Raw genomic sequence first — 23,830 nt, forward strand, 5'->3', positions numbered from 1 at the left:
TATTGAAAAATATTTTCTAAAACGTTTCCGGCTTGTGTAAATTAAAATCTCTAAATTCTGTTTTTACCAAAATTAAATAGGATTTTTCTCGCCTTACCTGTTCAATCTTTATCCCATTTTTGCATTCGTTTTAAAACATGGCTGTTTTAGTTTCAAAATAAAAATTTGGCATAAAATTCCGTTTACTGTTTTTTTAATTTCAAACCACCAAATGCCGGTTGCTAAAATCTTAAGATCCGGATGAGTTAATTATAATTTATGTCAAGGAAAAAAAGCACATTGGAGGAGGAAGAAAAAAAGCCGCAGAAGAGCCAGCAGCTGATTTTAAAACATACTGAAGAAGCGGCCCTCACCCAATTGAACCGTTCATCGTTGGGGCTGATGCTGTCCGGCCTTTCCGGCGGACTGGATATTGGCTTTTCAGTATTGATGATGGCAGTGGTGTTATCTTTATTTAACGGTGTATTTCCCGAGCCCATAGTTCACGTCTTAGTAGCAAACATGTATCCGCTCGGTTTTATGTTCGTTATTTTAGGCCGGTCTGAATTATTTACCGAACATACAACCCTTGCGGTGTTACCTGTTTTGCAGGGCATTGCTCCTATTAAGAAATTGTTGAGACTGTGGGCTATTGTGTATATAAGTAATGTTGCGGGTGGATTAATTTTTACTTCAATCCTGGTTTATTTTGGAGATTCTCTGCACCTTGTAAAGGATTGGGCTTTAGCGAAAATAAGTATTGAAGCAACGGCTCATTCCTGGAAAAGTCTATTGTTCAGCGCAGCGCTGGCGGGTTGGCTAATGGGATTGCTGGCGTGGCTTGTAGCAGCCGCAAGAGAAACAATAAGCCAGATTATTTTAATTTGGATTATTACAGCGTGTATTGGCGTTGCTGGTCTTGCACATTCTATTGTTGGAAATATAGAAGCTTCTGTGGGCTGGGTTAGCGGTAATATTTCATTTGGCCAGTATATGGGATTTCTTTTGCCGGTTACGCTGGGAAACATTATTGGGGGCGTATTTTTTGTAGCAATTTTAAAATATAGTCATACTTTACTAAGCGGAAAAGAAGAAATCGTAGATCTCGAGGATCATCAGGGCAAGTAAAATGGCCTCAGACGGATTTGTACAAACTAAAAGTGATTCCCGTAATTCTATTCTTTTGAAATTTCCCCGTTAAGGATTTGCATAAAGAACAGGTGCCTGTTTTCATAATAATCAGGTTGAGGATTTTTGCCATGATACACCGGCTTAAAATTAAGAGTATGAAATGGGGAATATAGGGTATCGTTCATGTTTTCCATAAAAGCGCCTGGATGGTTTATCAAAAGGGAGGTAAAGTTATAAGTGAGCCCAAATCCTTTCTCTGCCATATCACTCGGATCAATTTTATATACCTGGAAATATTTTGACATTAGGTATGACTCAAATGGATTGTCTTTTGATATGTAATGAGGCGTGGTGTACCTGATGGGGAAACCAGTGTAAGCATCTTTCCGGAACCAGCAGGCAAAGCCATCCCAGTTGGGCATGCCTATCAAAATCATCGGGTTTGTTTTTTGAATAGGGTAGCACGCATCAGCAAGCTTTTGAGAAAATTCCTGTTCCAGGCTGGCGCCTATAATTACGATGGGCTTGGTAGTATCAACCAGGTATTTCAGGCCCTGGGCGGTAACAGAACTATCAAGCACTATGTCTTTAATCTTTAAAAGATTTTTGCCATCTGCTGAATTGATTTCTTTAAAATAATTGCTTATCCTGTTGTCATTTTTTTTATGGAAAAGATAAATGTTGTCGGAACCGTGCTTTTGTAAAATATAGCTGAAGATTCCTTCGCAATGCGTTTTGAGGGTTGAATTGGCAATCAGCAAAAAAGGATTTTGCCTGACGCCGCCATCATTGGGATAAGTTGCTGAAAGAAAAGGAATTTTTTTCTCATTGGCAAAGCTGGCCAGTTGGTAATATTCAGGTGGTTTTACAGAACCTATTATTAAGTCCATGTGATCCAGCTTGCCATTTTTAATGAGGGTAGCCACCGGCTGCGTTACCGATTTTGAATCAAAAAGGAAAGCTTCCACATGCTTGTTGTTAAGATTAAGTGTATCAAGCGCCATTTCGGCCCCCTGGATAAAATCTGTGCCACCGGTTACAAAATTGGGGATTGTACTTTCTGCTTTTAAATGGTAACCATCGAAGATGGAATCAAGGTAAACGGGAGCGAAAATAGCCACCCTGTACGTTTTATATACAGGATATGATTTTTGCTGGGCCACAGATTTTTCAATTCCGGTTAACGCAAAAAAAACAACACTAAATAAGAGTATTTTCCTCATGATTTTTAATTCAACTTAGCTCGCGGAAGACTATTCCCACTCTATTGTGGCCGGAGGCTTGCTACTGATATCATACACCACCCTGTTAATCCCTTTGATATTATTTATGATTTCGTTTGAAACATCCGAAAGAAATTCATAGGGGAGATGTGCCCAATCCGCTGTCATTCCATCAACTGAAGTGACAGCGCGAAGTGCAACTGTAAATTCATAAGTTCGCTCATCACCCATTACGCCGACACTCTTCACTGGCAATAAGATAGCGCCTGCCTGCCATACGGTTGCGTACAAACCGGATTTTTTGAGATTGTTAATAAAAACGGCATCGGCTTTTTGCAAAAGCTGAACTCTTTCTTCAGTCACTTCTCCTAAAATTCTGATGGCTAACCCTGGTCCGGGAAACGGATGACGGCTGAGTAAGGCATCGGGCAAACCCAGTTCAGCGCCAACTTTCCTTACTTCATCTTTAAAAAGCGAGCGCAAAGGTTCTATCAGTTTTAATTTCATTCTTTCCGGCAGGCCCCCCACATTATGATGTGATTTAATAGTGACGGAAGGACCATGAACAGAAACCGATTCAATCACATCAGGATAAATAGTTCCCTGGCCAAGAAATTCAATTCCATCCAGTGCATGCGCTTCCCTGTCAAAAATTTCTATAAAACTATTGCCGATAGCCTTTCTTTTTTCTTCGGGATCGATTTTCCCGGCAAGCTTTGTATAAAAATATTCCTTAGCATCCACGCCTTTAATGTTGAGGCCGATGCTTGTACAGGATTGCAACACCTGTTCAAATTCATCTTTCCTGAGCACGCCATTGTCTACAAAAATTCCAAATAAGTTTTTCCCGATGGCTTTATGAATGAGCGTAGCAGCCACAGTAGAATCTACGCCGCCGCTTAAAGCCATGATCACTTTTTTATCCCCGATTTTTTTCCTGATATCTTCTACTGTATCACTGATAAAATGAGCTGGCGTCCACGATTGGCGGCAATGGCAAATATTTACCAGGAAATTTTTTATAATTTTTTTACCCTCAGCAGAATGGTACACTTCAGGATGAAATTGTAATCCAAACACAGGATATTTTGCATTGCTGCCGGAAGACAAATTTTCTTTGCTGCTAAACGCAGCTACCGGAATATTAGGGGTAGAAGCGGTAATGATAAAATCATCCGGAAGCTTTTTGATAGTGTCGCTATGACTCATCCACACATCCGTTTCGCTTTTTATTCCTTTCAATAAATCATCTTTTTTACTAATTTGCAGTTTTGATCTCCCATATTCGCGCTTATCACTTTTTTCTACCACCCCGCCAAAATTTTTTGTAATCAGTTGCGCGCCATAGCAAACGCCAAGCACCGGAAGGTTTTCACTCAGGTATTGTATGTCGATATCCAATGCATTGGCATCATTAACCGAAAAGGGCGAGCCCGAAAGAATAACGCCTTTCAGGTCGGGTGTGATTTCAACTTTTTTGTTGTAAGGTATGATTTCGCAATAAACATTTGCCTCTCTTACGGAACGGGCGATCAATTGTGTGTATTGGGAACCAAAATCGAGAATGAGAATTTTTTCAGGCATGCGCGAAGGTAAAATGTTTTATGCTTGCGAACTCAGGCCAAATTTATTGTATAAAGTATTCTATTTCTTATTCCTTTTTATAAAAAAAACAAAAATGATTTTTAAGGCGGCGACGAACGTCAAAATTGGCGAAAGCGTATTTAATTAATTTATAATGTTTAAATTGCCTCGGATTTTTTGCAGTATAAAATAATACTTATGAAATATTTTCTTATTCTTTGTGCGGCGGCGGGCTTTCTTGGCTCATGCGCTTCCATGTCCGGCAATGGCAACGTGATTAAAGAAAACCGGGGTATTTCTGATTTTAATAAAATACGAACTTCAGGCTCAATCGATGTGGAGATTAAAAACGGGAATCAATACGAGGTGACGGTTGAGAATGACGAAAACCTGTTGCCCTATGTAATCACGGAGGTAAGAGATGGAGAATTATCTATCCGTTATAAGAATGATGTCTCTATTAATAACGATCATGCAAAGGTTTTTGTGACTGTGCCTTCTATTGAAAAAATAGCTACATCAGGATCCGCAGATGTATCAGGCGATGGCGTAATTTTAAATTCAAACCAACTGAGTATCAGTACTTCAGGCTCAGGTAATATTAAACTAAATGTAGATGCGCCACTTATTACGGCCAGCAGCTCGGGCAGTGGTGATATAGAGCTTTCTGGATCTACCAAAGATTTTAAATGCACCATCAGCGGAAGCGGCGACGCCAAATGTGCTCAGCTAAAATCTGAAAATGCCGAGATACGTGTTTCAGGTAGCTCGGATGTGCACGTTTTTGCCAGCGTAAGCCTGAAGGTAAACATCACAGGCAGCGGCGATGTGTATTATGGCGGAAACCCTTCTTCTCCTGAAATTCACATCACCGGAAGTGGCACAGCAAAAGCAGTGAATTAAAGTAAGTTTATCCCTCTATTCGTTCAACATCAATAATATTCCCTTAACTGTTGGTTGTGGATATCAAAATTATTTTTGACCCAAGCCTCCACAATTCAATAGGGCATTGACAGTAAATCAATAAATAATGTTATTTTTTTATTTGCGTCTTAGATAGTAGCGGGCGTGCGGAGCTTATCAATATCCCGTTTGCCAATAATACCTATCTTCGCAGGCCAAAATAAGTTCTTACTACAAATGCTAAGCAGAAGAAATATCCGCGTGAAAGTGATGCAAACACTTTACAGTATTGAATCAATGAACAAAGATACCAGGCCGGGGGAGCCTTTGCAGATTCTTAAAAAAAATCTCGAAAATGCCCAACAGCTTTTTACTTACCTGGTATATCACCTGTTTGAAGTGGCGCGCTATTCAGAAAAGGATGCCTTACAAAAATCCCAAAAATATTTGCCTACAGAAAGTGACCTGAAAGTGAATACCAAAATTGCTGGCAATGAGTTGATGTGGTCCATTCTGGAAAACTCTTCATTTCAGCAGTCGCTTGAAAAATTTAAAACAAAATTTCTTATTGACAGCGAATTGGTAAGAAAAAGCTACTTAAGGCTTATTGCATTGCCTCATTATAAAGAATATATTTCCCAGCCATCGCGCGACAAAAAAGCCGAGCGCCAAATCCTTGAAACCATTTTTTCCGAAATCATGATAGAAAATGAAGATTTTCTCAGCGATGTGGAAGAAAAATTTATTCATTGGGATGATGACGCAGAAATGATGATTGTGCTGATGGAAAAACTTTTTCACAAACCATCTGCCTTTAATTTCGCACAGCTAATTGGCGACGAGAAAATGCAATTTGCATTGGAGCTGTTGAAAACAGTGATTGAGAAAGATGAATATTGCCTTGGGCTGATTAAACCAAAATTAAAAAACTGGGATTCTGAAAGAATTGCTCTTCTTGATATGATCCTGATAAAAATGGGGGTTTGTGAATTGTTGTATTTCGAAACCATTCCCACAAAAGTTACCATCAACGAGTATATTGATCTTGCCAAAGAATACAGTACAGAACAAAGCGGCCACTTCGTAAACGGAATTTTAGACAATATTCATAAGGATTTGACATCACAAAATAAAATCCATAAGACCAACTATAAAAACAGCACTTTATAATACCTTTGCAACTTGAAAAAAAATAAGATCATACGGTGGATTTCTTTATTCCTGGTGACCGGATTTATTCTTTCGTGCAACATCAGGCGCAATAACGATTTGGCAAATCTTCCCCAATCTAATGCGGCATTTACCGACACTACTTCCGTTCAGGTGATTGATTCCGTGTATGATTTTGGCAAAGCGGCAGAAGGCAATAAAGTAACCTACAATTTCAGGTTTAAAAATACGGGAACAAAGCCGTTGATAATTTCCGCCGCACATGCCAGTTGTGGTTGTACGGTGCCTGAAAAGCCCGAAGAGCCAATTCAGCCCGGAAAAACAGGAGTTTTAAAAGTAGTGTTCAACACCACCGACAGGCCAGGGCCCGCGCATAAAACCATCACGGTGGTTTCAAATGCGTATCCTGAATTTCCAGTTCTACTTTTGAAGGGAGAGGTAGAGGCACAGCATTAAATTTTTAATACATCAATACATTTTATAAACAGTAAACAAACAAAAAAAATGAATTTAGCAACAGTATTTTTGATGGCAGGGCAGGGTCAAGGCGGCGGAGGATTTCAATTTGTATTTCTGGGATTAATGATCCTCGTTTTCTGGCTGTTTATGATTAGGCCACAGGCAAAAAAAGCAAAACAACAAAAGACGTTCATGTCTAATTTGCAAAAGGGCGATAAGATAGTTACGATTGCAGGCATACATGGCACAATCAATAAAATAAATGAGGACGGAACTTTTATGCTGGAAATAAATCCGGGCTCTTATATTAAAATGGAAAAAAGCGCTGTGAGCATGGAAATGACTGCCAACCTGAATAAGGTAGCTACCGCCGCTCCCATAAAATAATTGAATAAGCGCCGGGATCTTTTTAATTCCGGCGCTTTTTTATTTTCCATCATTCAATCTTTATCATCATCCAATGCTTCGAATAGGAATTACGGGTGGTATTGGCAGTGGCAAAAGCACCGTTGCTCAAATATTTTCCGTATTGGGCATTCCTGTGTATGATGCAGACAGCGCGGCAAAAAGGCTTATGTCTGAAGACGCCCTCCTTAAGAAACAGATAATTGAAAATTTTGGTGAAGCCTCCTACGCAGAGGGAAAGATTGATAGAAAATATGTAGCCGCACAGGTTTTTAATAACGAACAAAAAACCTCGTTGCTCAATTCGATTGTGCATCCTGCTACCATCAGAGACGCAGAAGAATGGATAAAACAACAAACCGCGCCTTATGTGATAAAAGAAGCCGCGCTCATTTTTGAAAGCGGTTCCGATAAAATGCTTGATAAAATAATCGGCGTAAGTTGCCCTCTTGAATTAAGAATTGAACGCACCATGCACCGCAATAATCTTACCCGCGAACAAGTATTGCAGCGCATCAGCCTGCAGATGGATGAAGAAGAAAAATTACGTTTATGCGATTATGTTATCGTGAACGATGAACGGGAAATGCTGATTCCACAAGTGTTGCAACTACATGAAGAATTTTTGAAAGAAAGCAGGGAAACTGCAGCTCTATAATTCTTCCCCATACCCACCGGAGTAAAGCAGCAAATAATCAGCATTTTTATTTTCGTTTTTGTAAATTACCTTCATTCGATAATTTATAGTTCAATTATGAAAAAGCTCTTTATCCTTTCTTCTTTTGTTTTCTTTTATTTTTATAGCCATGCGCAGGAAATGAAGTCAACCTTGTTACAAGTGAGAGTGGCTAATGGCCTGCTTGAGGGCGTTAGCGAATCAGGCGTATCTGTTTTTAAAGGCGTTCCTTTTGCCAAACCACCTGTGGGCGACTTAAGATGGAAAGCGCCACAACCTTTTCCGAACTGGAATGGCGTGAGAAAGGCAGATAAATTTGGGCCAAGGCCTATGCAAAAATTTATTTTTACGGATATGAAATTCCGCTCAGACAGTGCGAGCGAAGATTGCCTGTATCTAAATATATGGACGCCGGCGAAGTCAGCAAAAGACCGCCTTCCGGTGCTGGTATATTTTTATGGCGGCGGCTTTATTGCAGGCGGAAGCTCGGAGTACCGGTATGATGGCGAAAGCATGGCCCGCCGGGGAATTGTAGCTGTCACAGTAAATTACCGGCTGGGAATTTTTGGTTTTATGGCTCATCCTGAACTTACGAAAGAGTCTCCTCATCATGCTTCCGGAAATTATGGCCTTTTGGACCAGGCTGCAGCTTTAAAATGGGTGCAGCAAAATATCAGCGCGTTTGGCGGCGACCCGAATAAAATAACAATTGCTGGTGAATCGGCGGGCTCATTTTCTGTGAGCGCGCAGATGGCTTCGCCTCTTTCAAAAAATATCATTGCGGGAGCGATAGGCGAAAGCGGCTCATTGCTTGGCAAAAATTCAACCGTGTCTCTCTCTGCCGCTGAAAAAACCGGTGAAGATTTTGGTAAAAAAATCGGTGCGGCTACCATAGCAGAATTAAGAAACGTCCCTGCTGATAAGTTGCTGGATGAAAGCATGAAGCCGGGCAGCGGTAGATTTTCTGTAGATGTGGATGGCTACTTTTTCCCAAAGCCACCGATCGAAATTTATGCTGCGGGTGAACAGGCCAAAGTTCCTTTACTTGTTGGCTGGAATTCCGCGGAAGGAAATTATGCCAATCTGTTGCAGGGCAAAGCACCAACTGTAGAGAATTTTAATAGCGCCGTTCAAAAAAGGTTTGGTGAAAATGCCGGCGAAATTTTAAGGGCCTACAAGGTGTCTGACAGCGAATCTGTGAAGGAAGCAGGAACCGATTTGGCCGGGGCATTATTTATTGCTTATGGCACCTGGAAGTGGTCTGATATGCAGAGCCAGACAAGCAATCAACCGGTATATCGCTATTTTTATGCTCATCCGCGGCCCGCATTGCGCGATGAAAAAGAAAACCAAAATTACAAACCCGCTACCGGAGCTGTTCATTCAGCCGACATCGAATATGCTATGGGCAATTTACCAACCAACCGGGTTTACGATTGGCAGCCTGTAGATTATAAAATCTCCGAAATTTTCCAGGGCTTTTTTGCCAATTTTATTAAAACGGGGAATCCCAATGGCCTTGGCGTACCCTGGTGGCCGGCGGTGAAAAGCGGCGGCCCCGCTGAAGTGATGCATATCAATGCAAATACGGAAGCCCAAAAAGAACAGCACCGCGACCGGTATCTCGCTTTGGATAAAATCATGTCGAAATAATCATTAGCAGAGCAAACACGTAATATTCATTATCGTATTTTGGACCATATCAATTTTTTGCCAATTCATTGATAAGGCTTGCCACCAGCGCTGTCCACCCGGTTTGATGGCTGGCGCCAAGTCCTTTGCCGCTGTTGCCATGAAAATATTCGAAGAATTGAAACAAGTGCTGGTTTTCGGGTTTTTGGTAAAACCAATTGTATTCACCAAATATTCTTCTTTTGCCTTCATTATCTTTTTCAAAAAGGCTGATTACTCTTCGCGTCAACTCGTCAGCTACCTGCTTCAGGTTCATTAAATTTCCGGAACCGGTCGGGCATTCCACCACCAGTTCATCTCCGTAAAATGCCCCATATTTCCTTATGGCCTGGATGATAATGTAATTAATCGGTACCCACACCGGCCCACGCCAGTTTGAATTTCCACCAAAAAGATTGGAGATGGAATCCCCCGGGTCGTATTGAATTCCGTATTCTACTTCATCAATCGTTACTGCGTAAGGATTCTTTTCATGAAATTTGGATAACGCGCGAATGCCGCCGGGCGAAAGAAATTCCTCTTCATTCAACAAATGTTTGAGAATACTCTTTAACCGATCCTGCTGCACCAGCGACAACAGGATATCGTTGCCATCTGTCCGTTCTTCATTAGGCCAGAATTTATTATTTTTCTTGCGGTAATTTTCAAACCAATTCGTTCTTTTTTTGAAATCGGCCAGTTGATCCCTTACTTTCTTTTGAATGGTGGATACGGCAAAAAGCGTGGTAAGCCCTACAATCGATTGAATGCGTAATTGTATCACCTCGCCACCGGGCAGGGAAAGCGCATCATAAAAAAACTTGTCTTCATCGTTCCACAATCCATAAATATTAAGCGCTTCTGCAATCAGCACAAAATGCTCAAAAAACTTGGTAGCAGCATCTTCAAATGAATTGTCCTCCACAGCAATTTCCAGCGCCATATCCATCATGTTCAGTGCATACATCCCCATCCAGCTTGTGCCATCCGCCTGTTCCAGCCTGCGTTTGCCGGGTATTTCTATGCTGCGGTTGAAAATGCCGATATTGTCAAGACCAAGAAATCCGCCATGAAAGATATTATTTCCGCTTTCATCTTTACGGTTTATCCACCAGGTAAAATTGATGATTAGCTTGTGGAATATTTTTTTGAGAAAGGTGATGTCTTTTTTTCCTGTTTGCTGGTATTCGGTGCGGAACACCTGTAGGGCGGCCCACGCCTGCACGGGCGGGTTCACATCGCCGAGGTGCCATTCGTAGGCGGGAAGCTGGCCATCAGGCTTCATATACCATTCGCGCATGATGAGCAAGAGCTGGTGTTTCGCAAAATTAGGATCCATCATGGCCATGGGGATGCAGTGAAATCCCAAATCCCAGGCGGCATACCATGGATATTCCCATTTATCAGGCATTAGGATGATATCCTGGTTTTTCAAATGCTTCCAGTCGTGGTTTCTGCCATGAAGCTTAAAATCATTTACCGGCGTTATGCCATCGCTGGTGGTTAACCACCTTTCTACATCAAAATGATAATATTGCTTGCTCCACAGCATGCCTGCCAGCGCCTGCCGCTGAATATTTTTGTAATCCTCAGTAATGTTTTTCGGAAGAATTTCATCATAAAACTCATCCGCTTCCTTTTTGCGGGTTGCAAATATTTTTTCAAAACCCTCTTCGAAGCCATTCTCCAAATCCTTATCAGACAATCTTAAATAAATGGTTTTAGTTTCGCCCGCTTCCACAGTCATTTCATATACCGGTGAAAATTTTGTTCCGTATTTTCTTTCGCTCAGCGCTTCAATGTTTCTTTTGTGAATGATAGCTTTGTGAAAAGCGTCTTTTACAAATGGCGTTTGGTTGGGCTGGCCGGTTACTTTTTTTAAATTAGTTTCGTTGTCGGTAAATAATAGCAATTCCGGCGCCTGGAAATATAAATAATAACTGCCCAGCCTTTGATGTGATGCCTTTACTTTATTTGGATTGATATAGGTGATCACCGGTTTTTCCTCTAACTGCTGGTTACTGCTGCGGTTATAAAACCAAAGTGTTGGCAATACCGTGAGCGGCGCGGCTTCTGAAAACTGGTTTTTAATATCAATCCTGGCAAAGATATCCTGCGAATCTTCTTTTGCGTAAGTAACGCTCACGTCAAAATATTCATTTTCAGAAAAAACACCCGTATCAAGAATTTCATATTCAGAATCATTTCTTGAGCGGTCTTTGTTCACATTTCTAAGCTCATCATAGGGGAATTCCTGTTGAGGGTATTTATAAAGAAATTCCATGTAATAGTGGGTAGGAATATTATCGAGATAATAATATAATTCCTTTACATCCTCTCCGTGGTTGCCCTGGCGGTTGCCCAGGCCAAAAAGGCGCTCTTTCAAAATATGGTCTTTGCCATTCCACAATGCCAGGGCAAAACAAAGATTTTGAAAGTAGTCGGAAATACCGGCGATACCATCCTCGCCCCACAGGTAGGCCCTGTAATGCGCCTGGTCGAAGGGAAAATAATTCCATGCGTCATTGGTGTATGAATAATCTTCGCGTACGGTAGCCCATTGTCTTTCGCTTACATAAGGCCCCCATTTTTCGAGGGGCACTTTTTTCTGTAAATTATTTTGAAGCCGCTGATGTTCAGTTGTCATTCCTTTTGTTTAATTCTGCCTCGTCATCTGATACGGATGTAGCTTATTTCATGCCAATCCTTATGGACAAATTGGCAAATTGATACTCAATGCCTAAAAGGTGCAAAGTTAAACCGAATCACCTTTACCTGCCAGTGAAAAGAAAAATAAGGCGATTTTTTATTTTCTGTTTGGAACAAGTATTCATCAATCGGCCTGTCTGGGAATGCTCCATCAACGAAAATATTTTGTGTAGCGGCTGATTTTGTGAACCGTAATTGAGGTTCATGAATACCGCCATTCATGAGATTATAAAATAATATTTTTCGTTTATATTTAGCTTTATTTCCACCTATCCATAAGCAATGAGTGTACAAAAAATCTTCTTTAGCTATTCAAGAATTGATGGCTCAGACTTCGCGCTGAAACTGGCCATCGACCTCAAAAAACAAGGCTATGATGTGTGGATAGACCAGGAAGATATAAAAGCAGGAACGGAGTGGGACCTTGAAGTAGAAAAAGCGCTGGAAACCTGCGATTGCCTGCTATATATTGAAACAGCAAAGTCAGTAGAATCCAATAATGTACTTGATGAAGTATATTATGCATTGGAGCAAAAGAAAAAGGTGATACCGCTCATTGTTCATGATAGCAAAACGCCTTTTCGCCTGCAACGGATACAGCATATTGACTTCGAAAAAAATTATGAAGACGGGCTTAGCCAATTACTCAGTGAGCTGAGGACTAAGAAAAATGGCACCGCATTTACGACAGGTGAGGCCGGCGCAAATAGCATTTCGGGCAAATCATTTTATAAAAAATATGCAAAACTGATAGCAGCGGCTATTGGCGTCCTAATTATCATAGCGGCTTCCATTCTGTATTTTGTAAGTAATAAAAAAATACCGGGTGAGAAAAAAGTTGCCACGGAAATTGCTGTTGATAGTAATAAAATAAATGTTGAAATACCTGCCGCTGAAACAAAAGAAGAAATCACAAACGAGCCCCTGGCAACAAAAAAAGCAAGTGAAAAAAACTCAATTGCTTCAAGGCCTGTCAATAAAACCAATACGCCTGTACATTTAATTGAAGCATTTGAAGGCAACTGGCAATTGGCAGATGTAGCGCCAAAAGCTAAATCGCACAAAGGATATTTGAAGATTCAGGCGCTGGGTGATGGAAAAGTAAGCATACGCAGCTACGTGCAATTTTATTATTTCAAAGCCAACGATACTTCTTTTCTGACCGTCTTTAATGGCTTTGCAGGATGTGCCTCCTGCGCGCTAAAAGATAACATGAAACTCGAGGTGGAAGATATTTCCATCGGTTCACAGGCGTATAAAATTTTAAAAGAAGATGAGCAGGGTGGGGGAAAGGCTGGGGATACTGTGATGAATGCGGGTTCCAATAAATCCATCCGGGCCTCTGTTACCCTGCATTTGACAGATGATAAAACAGCCGTTATTAAAGTGCTGCAAAACAAAGCAACCGCGCTTAGCTATGGATTAGAATTGCAGCCTTTTGAATATGCATTTACGTTTAGCAAAGCTGAATAGATAACTCATAACTCATAACTCATAATTCATAATTCCTAACTCCTATTCCGTCTTTGCCTCATACCCCTTCCACAGCCATTCCAGCGCTTCCGGCAAGGTTTGTTGTTTCACTTTATGATCCACATGCCCGGCATTGCGCGCGAAAATAAACTGGTAACTATAGCCCTTGTCAGCAAGCATCCTGGCCATGTTTTCATTGGCCACTACCCAATCGTGCATGTTGTCGCGCATCACATTTGGATTATACAGATCGCGGTCGCCCACTTCCATCCAGATACGTATCGGCTTTGCAACGCTTCCAGGAATCAGGTGTTCATGAAATTCCCATGCGCCATGCGGTGTTGCAGGGTTATAGGGCCACTGCTGGTTGATGTAGGTTCCGGAATAAGTAAGTACGCGATGATACCATTCCGGGTGATACCACGCCATTATCAACGCACATGAACCACCCGAGCTGCCGCCCATCGTAGCGCGGCCTTCAGGGTCTTTGGTTAATTTCACATGGCATTCACTTTCCACCAGTGGTAATACCTCCTTCTCCACAAACTCTGCATACAAACCCGACATCGCATCATATTCCAGGCCACGTTCGCTGCCTTGCGCATCTCCCCTTCCGTTGCCAATAGATATGGCAACCATCACCGGCACTTTGTGTTCCGCAACCAGGTTGTTCAAAGCGGTAAACAGCATGTGGTCGGGGCCGTCCGCGCCAACAATAAAAGGGGCAGGCGTACCGGCAACATATTGTTTTGGAACATACACCTCCACATGGCGGGTGTAGGGTGCGGGATGGCTGGTGGTTACTATAAGCCGTGCAGAATTGGCAGAATCCACCGTGCCAAATGTTCCCGGCTCGCGGGCAATGCCGGGATAAATTTTACTGTCTTTGGAATCCATCGTGAATTGATAAATGGTTCCCTGCGGCACATTTTCCTGCACCGTCATTTCGCGCGCCGGGTTATGGGTAGGCCCGATGATAAAATTTCCATTGGAATCCGGTGAAGGAACCGCGCCATCCGGTAATTCCGTGGCGGTAACATAGCCCGGTGTATGCGGGTCGCGCGTGGGTGGTGGCGTGCGTGCGGCATTAGATGGCTTCGTATTTGGTAACTGGGCTGTTGCCAGGTTTCCGCTCATCAGCAATGCAGCGGTAACCAATGCGCATCCTGTTATTTTTCGAATATTCATCTGTTCTTTTTGAGTGCAGTAAGAAGATTGTTACGAATGACGAAATAAAGATATGTCTTTGCCCCGCCAGTGAAAAAACAAATAAAGTGATTTTTATTTTTGTGTAATTGTGGTTCGTGGAACATAAACCTTCTCTTTTGAGATTTGCTTCTGTTAGCATTCCTGCAATAGTAAAAACTTACTTTTTACGTCATTGCGAATCACCGGCTGGAACCTTTATTTTTTGATGAATATTTCTGGTGTTGAAGTAATGTACTGAAGAGCGGCGGATGAGGTGGGAGTGGAGCGAATTAAATCTCCAGGGGAGAAGAAAACAATCAAGTTAATTGGTCTTGTTGTTTCTTAATCTTGATGTCGTATTTTTTCCTAATCGCTTCCATTTCTTTTTTCAAAATATCAGGATGTTTCCAATATCTCTCACTCAACTTTTCACGGATGTTTCTCATCGTTTGAACAGCATCAATTTTTTTATTCTTATTCATTGTCGTGTAATTCTAAAATTTCTCTTGGCGTTCTGATTTCAATCATTCTGTAGCCAAGTTTCAGATTGATTGAGTTATAAAGTCTGATACGATTTAAATTAACAATATGTTTGAAATTCCAACTTGCTAAAACGTCTGCGTTATTTAACGTTGCAAGAGCAATATGCAAAGCATCGTTGTAGCTTTTAATAGTTAATGCCCCTTCATTAATATAAGTTTCTGCAAGTTCAATGGTTTCGTCCGTCACTCCAACACCTTGTTGATATTTTTTTGGAATTTCCACTATTTTTTCCCTCACCTCATCTCTTGCCATTTCAAGTTCTTGCAATGTCAAATCAGAAAGCATAATTAATTTTTTACCAATCTTAAACTCTTCAACTAACGCAACAGACCATTCCTGAAATTCTTTGTCAAAGCAACCACCAATTGCTGAAGTGTCGGTATAAACGGTCATTACTCAAAAATACAAAAGAGTTGCTTCCTGTCGAAATGAAAGTTGAAGTTGAAAGATGTCAAAGCATTTCAGAGGGGAATGAAGCTGCTGTTCGACAGAAACAGCAGTAAAAAAAGAAATAATGCGCTTTCATTTTTACCTATAGTTGCATTCCGTTCCACTCTCTTTCCTTTACCTTTGAGAAACATCCTATTACCATCTAATGAGCATATACGCAAATCAGCAATACCACAAGGAACTTGAGAAGATCATTCACTTTGGAGGAAGCAAAAAAGAAACTGCTATCCGCAATAGTTTCTATAATCTTTTAAATGAATACGCACGCAGCAAAGACCTGATGCTGATCCCGGAAATCTCTACAAAAAATAAATCCGGAAAAATTATTACGCCCGACGGAACCATCAAAGACAGCATCCGCAACGACTGGGGCTATTGGGAAAGCAAAGATGAAAGCGATGATATTGATGAAGAGATCCGCAAAAAATTTGAAAAAGGCTATCCTTCTGATAACATTCTTTTTGAAGATTCACAGACTGCCGTTCTGTACCAGCACGGCGACGAAGTGATGCGCCGCAACATGCGCGATGAAGAGCAACTGCATGAAATTCTCACTAAATTTCTTTCTTATGAAAGGCCTGAAGTGTCAGATTTTCGGGAAGCCATAGAAAAATTTAAAGAAGATATTCCTAAAGTTACCGTAGCCATCCGCGAAATAATTGAAGCACAGGAATTGACAAATCCTGACTTGCAAAAAGCGCAGGAGAGTTTCCTGGAAATGGCAAAGGCAAGCATCAATCCTGAGATCAATAAGGAAGATGTAAAGGAAATGATGATACAGCATATTTTAAGTGCTGACATTTTCAACACCATCTTTGATGAGCCGCATTTTCACGAAGAAAATAATATTGCCCGCGAACTGAATAAAGTGATCAATACTTTCTTTACCGGCGCTATCCGCAGGCAAACCCTCGGTCAGATAAAACATTATTACGACACCATTAATGCCCGCGCCGCTTCCATCGCCGATCATCACGAAAAACAGAAATTCCTGAAAGTGGTGTATGAAAACTTTTATAAAGGCTACAATCCAAAAGCCGCCGACAGGCTGGGCATTGTTTATACGCCCAACGAGATCGTGCAGTTTATGATCCACAGCACTGATTATTTGTTGCACAGGCATTTTGGAAAAACGATGGCCGATAAGAACGTCGAAATTCTTGACCCTGCCACCGGCACCGGCACTTTTATTACCGACATTATTGATTACCTGCCCAAAGCAAAGCTGAAATATAAATACAAGAATGAATTGCACGCCAATGAAGTCGCCATTCTTCCCTATTACATTGCCAACCTCAACATTGAATATACCTACAAGCAAAAGATGGATGCGTATGAAGAGTTTGAGAATTTATGTTTTGTGGATACGCTGGATAACACCGGTTTTCATTGGGTGGGCAAGCAGGGCGATCTCTTTGGTGTGAGCGCAGAAAATGCGGAAAGAATAAGAAGGCAGAATGAAAAAAAGATCAGTGTGATCATTGGGAATCCGCCGTATAATGCGAAGCAGGAAAATTATAATTATCAAAATGCAAACAGAGCTTATAAACAGATTGATGACCGGATAAAACAAACATTTATCAAACAGGGAACTGCCCAAAACCAGATTGTAGTTTATGATATGTACACGAGGTTTTATCGTTGGGCAATAGACCGGTTAGATGAAAACGGAATCATCGCATTCATTACTAATCGAAGCTTTATTGATGGAAGAGCATTTGATGGTTTTCGGAAATTAGTTGCAAGTGAATTTAATCACATTTATATCATTGATTTGGGTGGGGATGTAAGAATGAATCCGAAATTATCGGGAACAAAGAACAATGTATTTGGAATACAAACCGGTGTGGCTATTATGTTTCTGGTGAGAAAGAATAATAAATTTATAGCCGAAACTAAAAAGGAATTCCGGGAACTTAAAAGAGAATTTGTATTGGAGGAACCTGTTGTTGAATACAAAAACAAGCTTTTTTACTCTACTGAAAATACAAGAATTTATTACGTAAGAAGGCCTGAGATGGCAACAGCAAAAGAAAAACTTGAATGGTTATCAGAAGCAGAAATGGAGCTTCTCGATTTTGATTTAATATCTCCTGATAAGCACAACAATTGGATTAATCAAAATGAAAATGATTGGGACGAATTAATACCGATTATTGATAAAGAAGTAAAAGCGAAAAAATCAGAAAATGCAATTTTCAAATTATTTTCAAGAGGAGTTGAAACAGGAAGGGATGAATGGGTTTATGATTTATCAGAATCAAATTTATCAGATAAAACAAAGTACTTAGTTAATCATTATAATAATAGCATTGAAACAGGCGAAGTTGATTTATCAATAAAATGGACCTCTTCACTCAAGGATAGTTTTGGTGCTAAAAGGAAAGCACTATTGGAGGATGACTTATTTATTGATGTTATATATAGACCGTTTTTTAAGCTTAAGTATTATGCAGATAAAATTTTTGGTCATAGATTAACTCAAAATCACTATGAAATTTTAGGTGATAAGCTTAAAGAAGAAAACATTCTGATTAACTTTCTAACTTCTGGTGCAAACAAAGATTTTCATTTGTTAGGAACAAAACAACTGGTTGATCTTCATTTTACTGGCGATACGCAATCTATTCCTCTTTACCAATTTGTAAAAGGTAATCGGATTGACAACGTCACTGATTGGGCATTGCAACTATTTCAGGAACATTACCAACTAAATGAATCGGCTTCGCCTGTATGTTATGCAAACAGTCCTGAAGTAAGGGAAGAATTTAAAATAGAAACAGCACCGCCGAAGCCAATTACCAAAGAAGCGATCTTTCATTATGTATATGCCGTGTTGCATAATCCGGCTTACCGCAAAAAGTATGAGTTGAATTTAAAAAGAGAATTTCCACGGATACCCTTATACGAAAACTTTTGGCGATGGGCTAAATGGGGCGGCCAATTAATGAACCTGCACATCAATTATGAAACCGTGGAACCGTATCCTTTGCAACAAAAAGAAATTGCCACAAAAGAACATCCGAAAGCAAAACTGAAAGCAATAAAAGAAGATGGCATCATAGTGTTAGACGATAATACAGAGCTGCACGGCATTCCATCAACTGCCTGGGAATACAAACTCGGCAACCGCAGCGCGCTGGAATGGATACTCGATCAATACAAAGAAAAAAAACCAAAAGACCCGACTATAGCCGAAAAGTTCAACACGTACAAATTCGCCGATTATAAAGAACAGGTGATTGATTTATTGAAGCGGGTTTGCACGGTGAGCGTGGAAACGATGAAGGTGGTTGGCGAGATGGAAAAGAGTTAATACCTGGATTTTCCGGAGCAAGTGTGCGAGGGTGTTCTCAGCTTTACTAAGGATACAAACGAAATTATTGAAATCTCCAGCCCTGGCTCTTGTTGCACGAACCACAAATTTTAAATGTAACCGGTATATCTAAAAAGGGAACACATCAGAAATTCGTAAATACTTTATGGATATTGGCAAGTTGTATTTCTACTCGTCAAAAAAATGCTTCACCAACTTTGAATATACCAACAACATCGTTCATAGTGATGGCAGTTGCGACGATCGTTTATCACGATTTTAAGGCATATATTTTGAGCGGATAAATCTGTTAGTACTTCTCTTTTTATCACTTGAAATTACCATCTATGGAACAGAAAAAACCTTTTCATTACCCGGAAAGTATAAGGGTAGTTCCTTTACGTCAGCCTGTGTCAGCAGAAATCGCGAAGAAAAAGAAAAAAAAGAAGGCTGCAGTTCAGTTATCATACCGCGGCGGGCCAATGCTTGCCAACGTGGAGGTATTTACCATTTTCTGGGGTACAGGTTGGGAAACTACCTTGAAAGATACCGCTACTGAATTAAACCAATTTTATCAAACAATTCTGAAAAGCAGGCTGATAAACGAGTTAAGTGAATATGACACGCCTAAATATAAAATAGGAAAAGGCACCCTGAACGGAACCATCACCATTACGGCAAATGCGCCAGCTCAAACTATTACCGATACGCAGATACAAAGCCAATTAAAAAATTGGATTAAAAAGAATAAAGCGTTTCCGAAACAGAACGAAAACACCCTTTATTTTATTTATTTCGATTCCGGGATTACCGTTTCCATGGGCGGCAGCGGTTCCTGCAGTTCTTTTTGCGGCTATCATAATAACGCCGATGATACTACTTTCTATGCAGTAATGCCTTACCCGGATTGCAGCGGCTGTCTTGGTGGCAATAACGTGCTGGACGCTTTAACCGGCACGAGCAGCCATGAATTGTGTGAAGCCATTACAGATCCCATTCCCGGGAGTGGATGGTATGACGACAACTATGGAGAAATTGGCGATATCTGCGCATGGAAATTTAAAAAGTTGCATGGATATAATATCCAACGCGAATGGAGCAACAAGAAAAATAAATGCGTCTAGTAAAAACTAATCGCAGAACCTCAGAGGTGTCACCTTTCCGAAAGATGACACCTCTTGCATTTATTTGCAACTACGGACAAAATAAAAATCATCGTTATTTATTTTTTTACTGCAACTGCGTGATAATAAATTGCATTGTAAAATAGGGTAGTGTATATCAGCGTAAATGCTAAGGTTGGCTACTATACTGGTTTACATCATTCCGCATTGACTTTTACAAGATTTCAGAAATTTTATTTTTTGTGGGCAAACAGCAAAGCAACTGATTTTTACAAACATGATTTATATAATTTTTATTACGACCAATCCCATTTCATCAAAGAACTTAAAAACTTTACAGGCGGATATTCACCTTTTCATAATAAATTCCGTCTTTTTGTAAAAGGATATTTTGAAATTTAATACCCGACAAAACGATTAAAATAATTATTGATGAAAAGCCTCTCCCAAAATAAATTATACCTGGTATTATTCAGTTGTTTTTTGGCGGTCTCCGGATTCAATCCTTGTGGCGCGCAGGTAAAAAATAATAAAATTGATCTGTCCGGTACATGGAGTTTTCAGATTGATTCATTGGACAGAGGTATATCAGAAAAATGGTTTGACAAAAAGCTTGACGATAAAATCAATCTGCCGGGTTCAATGACAACGAACGGCAAGGGCAATGATATTACGATCAACACTCCATGGACAGGAAGTATCGTTGATTCATCCTGGTTTTTAAAACCGGAATATGCCAAATACAGGCAACCCGGAAATATCAAAGTTCCTTTCTGGCTACAGCCGGTAAAATATTATAAAGGAGCAGCCTGGTATCAGAAAACAGTAACCATTCCGGCATCATGGAAAGGCAAATACATTGAATTTTTTATTGAGCGCAGCCATTGGGAAACTATTGTTTGGGTTGATGATAAAGAAATTGGAATGCAGAATAGTCTTGGATCGCCACACGATTTTGATCTTTCTAAAGAGTTAACTCCCGGAACTCATACAATTACAGTGAGGGTGGATAACCGTATAAAGGATTTTAACGTAGGCCAAAATTCTCACAGCATATCTGACCATACTCAGACCAACTGGAATGGTATGATAGGAAAAATATTCGTAGCAGCACGGCCGGCTGTTTACCTTGACGATATTCAATTGTACCCCGATCTCCGAAACAAACAGGTGCAGGCTACAATAAAAATTAAAAGTCTAAATAGCAATGCCAGTACCGGTTATATTGAATTAGTAGCAACCTCTGCCAATGCTCATTCTGAGAAGTTAAAGCCTGTAAAAAAGCAAATTAAAACAGAAGCAGATAGCGCCGAAATTGAACTGGTTTATCCAATGGGAAATGATCCATTGCTATGGGACGAATTTCATCCAAATCTGTATTCAATGAAAGTAAGTCTGAATACCAAAAGTGGGACAGATGAGAAAATAGTCGGTTTTGGAATGCGTGAATTTAAAACCCAAGGCTCACAGTTTACCATCAATGGTCGCCTTACTTTTCTTCGCGGCACTTTAGAATGCGCCATTTTTCCCAAGACCGGTTTTCCGCCAACGGATGTGGAATCATGGATGCGCATCTTTAAAATATGCCGTTCTTATGGGCTTAATCACATGCGTTTCCATTCATGGACGCCACCAGAAGCCGCGTTTACAGCGGCCGACCGTTCAGGTTTTTATCTCCAGATAGAAAATAGTTCGTGGGCTAACCAGGGTGCAACGATCGGGGATGGCAAGCCGCTTGATCAATATATTTATGATGAAAGTAATCGTGTGGTCAAAGCCTTTGGCAATCATCCTTCATTTTGCATGATGGCTTATGGAAATGAGCCAGCAGGCAAAAATTATAAGGAATTTCTTACCAGCTTTGTGAACTATTGGAAAAAGAAAGATGCAAGACACCTTTATACAACAGCAGCCGGCTGGCCTGTTGTTCCTGAAAGTAATTATAACAGCACCTCAGACCCACGAATTCAACGCTGGGGAGAAGGACTGAAAAGCATTATTAATGGTCAGCCACCAAAAGGCAATTATAACTGGTCGGAAATTATTTCTAAATGGGAGCATCCTACCGTAAGCCATGAGATAGGACAATGGTGTGTCTATCCTGATTTTAAAGAAATGAAAGAATATACAGGTATTTTAAAACCTGAAAATTTTCAAATATTCAAAGATCAACTGACTGAAAACGGTATGGGGCGACTGGCTGATAGTTTTCTGTTGGCATCCGGGAAATTGCAGGCTTTATGCTACAAAGCAGATATTGAAGCAGCCTTGCGTACACCGGGTTTTGGAGGTTTTCAATTGCTCGACCTTCATGATTTTCCCGGACAGGGAACAGCTTTAGTCGGCGTTCTAAATCCTTTCTGGGAAGACAAAGGTTACATTACCGGTAAAGAATATAGTAAGTTTTGCAACTCAGTTGTTCCGTTAGCGCTGTTGCCAAAAATGATCTATCTGAATAATGAAAAACTTTCAGTGCCTGTTGAAGTAGCACAATTCAGTGGAGTGCCTTTAAACAACGTAATCCCGGTTTGGAAAATAAAAAATGCATCCGGAAAAATTTTATTTCAGGGCCAATTACCGAAGACAAATATTCCATTGGGAAATGCAATCAGCCTTGGAGAAATCAAACAATCTTTAAGCACTGTTACCAAAGCATCCAGGCTCGTGCTTTCGGTTTCTATAGGTAGCTATGAAAATTCATGGGAAATATTTGTTTATCCTGCGTCTTTGCCTGAAATAGATAATGGGATTTTAGTAACACAACAATTGGATGAAAACGCGATTCGAGTCCTTAATAAAGGCGGCAAAGTTTTACTTACCTTAGAAAAAGGATCGGTAAAAGCAGAAAATGGAGGAGATGTCAAAATAGGTTTCTCAAGCATTTTTTGGAACACTGCCTGGACTCATGGCCAGCCGCCTACTACTTTGGGTATTTTATGTAATCCGGCGCATCCTGCTTTAAAAGATTTTCCTACTCAATATTATAGTAACTGGCAGTGGTGGGATGCGATGACTCATTCCAACGCAATTAATCTTGACTCGGTCGCCAAAGGGCTTCAGCCGATTGTAAGGGTAATTGATGATTGGGTTACGGCAAAGCCGTTGGGATTATTATTTGAATGTAAAGTAGGTAAAGGGAAATTGCTTGTCTCAGGAATAGATCTGCTTACCGATAATGATAAAAGGCCCGAGGCAAGACAATTATTATTTAGCCTCGAAGAATATATGGGTAGCAATAGTTTCAAACCGCAAACCAGCGTACCTGTAAAAAACATTACAGATCTGTAGAGGAAGATTTGCCCATAGGCGAAAGTAGCAACCGTTCGCCTTTCCTAATCAGGTGCAAAGAAATCCGGAAGACATATGTGGTTGCAAAATGAATAATTTGTAGAGTAAACGAAGAAATAACCTGAATTTGAATTTTCAAAGATGTCAAACCCGACATATTTTTACTTTGAAAACTTTTACTCTGATTTTTATTTTTTGTGTAATAGCATAAGCTGCAGATTGAAAACGTTCCAGTTCCGCTTTAGGCTTTACTCACGGCATTTTTATTTATAGTTGCCGTATGTGGGGATTTGATTGGATGAAAATATTAAAACCAACAGATGAAACCGGAAATTAAAAACAAACTGGCAGCACTTCCAAAAATTGCAGACGAACAACAAATCTTATCTAATGAACAATTAGAAATTATTTAAATGAAAAATGGTTTAAACTTTTTGTACCAAAAATAAATGGCGGCCTGGAACTAAACCTTCTGACATGAGGCCGTTTCTTTTTTTCTTCTTACGAAACCACGAAGCAGAACGAAGTAAACCAGGAA

17 protein-coding genes are annotated in these 23,830 nt (G+C 40.4%); 11 read left to right on the plus strand and 6 right to left on the minus strand.

Annotation, left to right across the window (positions count from 1 at the left end; translation table 11 throughout):
• The first annotated feature begins 258 nt into the window (after nt 1-258).
• A complete protein-coding gene (locus tag EFY79_RS16640; protein WP_123121855.1) occupies nt 259-1,107 on the plus strand; it encodes a formate/nitrite transporter family protein in 849 nt (282 codons plus the stop codon).
• Nucleotides 1,108-1,154: 47 nt separating this feature from the next.
• Here EFY79_RS16640 and EFY79_RS16645 read toward each other — a convergent pair whose 3' ends face one another.
• Together EFY79_RS16645 and guaA are read right to left on the minus strand one after the other, a co-directional pair.
• Nucleotides 1,155-2,333 (minus strand): ABC transporter substrate-binding protein, encoded by a 1,179-nt coding sequence (locus EFY79_RS16645; protein ID WP_123121856.1) that lies wholly within the window; start codon nt 2,331-2,333, stop codon nt 1,155-1,157.
• Nucleotides 2,334-2,363: 30 nt separating this feature from the next.
• On the minus strand, nt 2,364-3,917 hold the full coding sequence (gene guaA / locus EFY79_RS16650) for a glutamine-hydrolyzing GMP synthase (protein ID WP_123121857.1): 1,554 nt from the start codon (nt 3,915-3,917) through the stop codon (nt 2,364-2,366).
• A gap of 198 nt (nt 3,918-4,115) precedes the next feature.
• On the opposite strand from guaA, the gene EFY79_RS16655 reads away from it, so the two are divergent.
• The 6 genes from EFY79_RS16655 (at nt 4,116) to EFY79_RS16680 (ending at nt 9,183) form a co-directional block, all read left to right on the plus strand.
• The gene (locus EFY79_RS16655) at nt 4,116-4,820 is read left to right on the plus strand and encodes a head GIN domain-containing protein (RefSeq protein ID WP_123121858.1); all 705 of its coding nucleotides are present in this window, start codon (nt 4,116-4,118) and stop codon (nt 4,818-4,820) included.
• Nucleotides 4,821-5,057: 237 nt separating this feature from the next.
• Nucleotides 5,058-5,990: a transcription antitermination factor NusB gene (gene nusB, locus EFY79_RS16660; RefSeq protein ID WP_123121859.1), complete on the plus strand. Its 933-nt coding sequence runs from the start codon at nt 5,058-5,060 to the stop codon at nt 5,988-5,990.
• A gap of 12 nt (nt 5,991-6,002) precedes the next feature.
• Nucleotides 6,003-6,446 (plus strand): DUF1573 domain-containing protein, encoded by a 444-nt coding sequence (locus EFY79_RS16665; protein WP_199727560.1) that lies wholly within the window; start codon nt 6,003-6,005, stop codon nt 6,444-6,446.
• Nucleotides 6,447-6,494: 48 nt separating this feature from the next.
• The gene (gene yajC, locus EFY79_RS16670; RefSeq protein ID WP_123121860.1) at nt 6,495-6,836 is read left to right on the plus strand and encodes a preprotein translocase subunit YajC; all 342 of its coding nucleotides are present in this window, start codon (nt 6,495-6,497) and stop codon (nt 6,834-6,836) included.
• Nucleotides 6,837-6,909: 73 nt separating this feature from the next.
• Nucleotides 6,910-7,512: a dephospho-CoA kinase gene (gene coaE / locus EFY79_RS16675; RefSeq protein ID WP_123121861.1), complete on the plus strand. Its 603-nt coding sequence runs from the start codon at nt 6,910-6,912 to the stop codon at nt 7,510-7,512.
• A gap of 96 nt (nt 7,513-7,608) precedes the next feature.
• Nucleotides 7,609-9,183 carry a carboxylesterase/lipase family protein gene (locus tag EFY79_RS16680; protein ID WP_123121862.1) on the plus strand — a complete coding sequence of 525 codons (1,575 nt, stop codon included), beginning with the start codon at nt 7,609-7,611 and terminating at the stop codon, nt 9,181-9,183.
• A gap of 49 nt (nt 9,184-9,232) precedes the next feature.
• Here EFY79_RS16680 and EFY79_RS16685 read toward each other — a convergent pair whose 3' ends face one another.
• Nucleotides 9,233-11,848, minus strand: a complete 2,616-nt coding sequence (locus EFY79_RS16685) for an MGH1-like glycoside hydrolase domain-containing protein (protein WP_123121863.1) — start codon at nt 11,846-11,848, stop codon at nt 9,233-9,235.
• Between the two features lie 344 nt (nt 11,849-12,192).
• On the opposite strand from EFY79_RS16685, the gene EFY79_RS16695 reads away from it, so the two are divergent.
• The gene (locus tag EFY79_RS16695; protein WP_123121865.1) at nt 12,193-13,383 is read left to right on the plus strand and encodes a toll/interleukin-1 receptor domain-containing protein; all 1,191 of its coding nucleotides are present in this window, start codon (nt 12,193-12,195) and stop codon (nt 13,381-13,383) included.
• 42 nt (nt 13,384-13,425) lie between these two features.
• Here EFY79_RS16695 and EFY79_RS16700 read toward each other — a convergent pair whose 3' ends face one another.
• The 3 genes from EFY79_RS16700 to EFY79_RS16705 form a co-directional block, all read right to left on the minus strand.
• The gene (locus EFY79_RS16700) at nt 13,426-14,571 is read right to left on the minus strand and encodes an alpha/beta hydrolase (RefSeq protein WP_199727561.1); all 1,146 of its coding nucleotides are present in this window, start codon (nt 14,569-14,571) and stop codon (nt 13,426-13,428) included.
• 317 nt (nt 14,572-14,888) lie between these two features.
• A complete protein-coding gene (locus EFY79_RS21465) occupies nt 14,889-15,053 on the minus strand; it encodes a hypothetical protein (protein ID WP_158605235.1) in 165 nt (54 codons plus the stop codon).
• A complete protein-coding gene (locus EFY79_RS16705; protein ID WP_123121866.1) occupies nt 15,046-15,507 on the minus strand; it encodes a PIN domain-containing protein in 462 nt (153 codons plus the stop codon). The genes EFY79_RS21465 and EFY79_RS16705 overlap by 8 nt, the downstream gene beginning before the upstream one ends.
• A 202-nt stretch (nt 15,508-15,709) precedes the next feature.
• Here EFY79_RS16705 and EFY79_RS16710 point away from each other — a divergent pair, with 202 nt between their 5' ends.
• From EFY79_RS16710 to EFY79_RS16725, 3 genes are all read left to right on the plus strand, one after another.
• On the plus strand, nt 15,710-18,880 hold the full coding sequence (locus tag EFY79_RS16710; RefSeq protein WP_123121867.1) for a type ISP restriction/modification enzyme: 3,171 nt from the start codon (nt 15,710-15,712) through the stop codon (nt 18,878-18,880).
• Between the two features lie 347 nt (nt 18,881-19,227).
• The gene (locus tag EFY79_RS16715) at nt 19,228-20,004 is read left to right on the plus strand and encodes a hypothetical protein (protein WP_123121868.1); all 777 of its coding nucleotides are present in this window, start codon (nt 19,228-19,230) and stop codon (nt 20,002-20,004) included.
• Nucleotides 20,005-20,436: 432 nt separating this feature from the next.
• Nucleotides 20,437-23,292, plus strand: coding sequence for a sugar-binding domain-containing protein (locus EFY79_RS16725; protein WP_123121870.1), 2,856 nt, complete (start codon nt 20,437-20,439; stop codon nt 23,290-23,292).
• Nucleotides 23,293-23,830 lie beyond the last annotated feature (538 nt).

The organism is Hanamia caeni, from assembly GCF_003721595.1.
Classification (GTDB): Bacteria; Bacteroidota; Bacteroidia; order Chitinophagales; family Chitinophagaceae; genus Ginsengibacter; species Ginsengibacter caeni.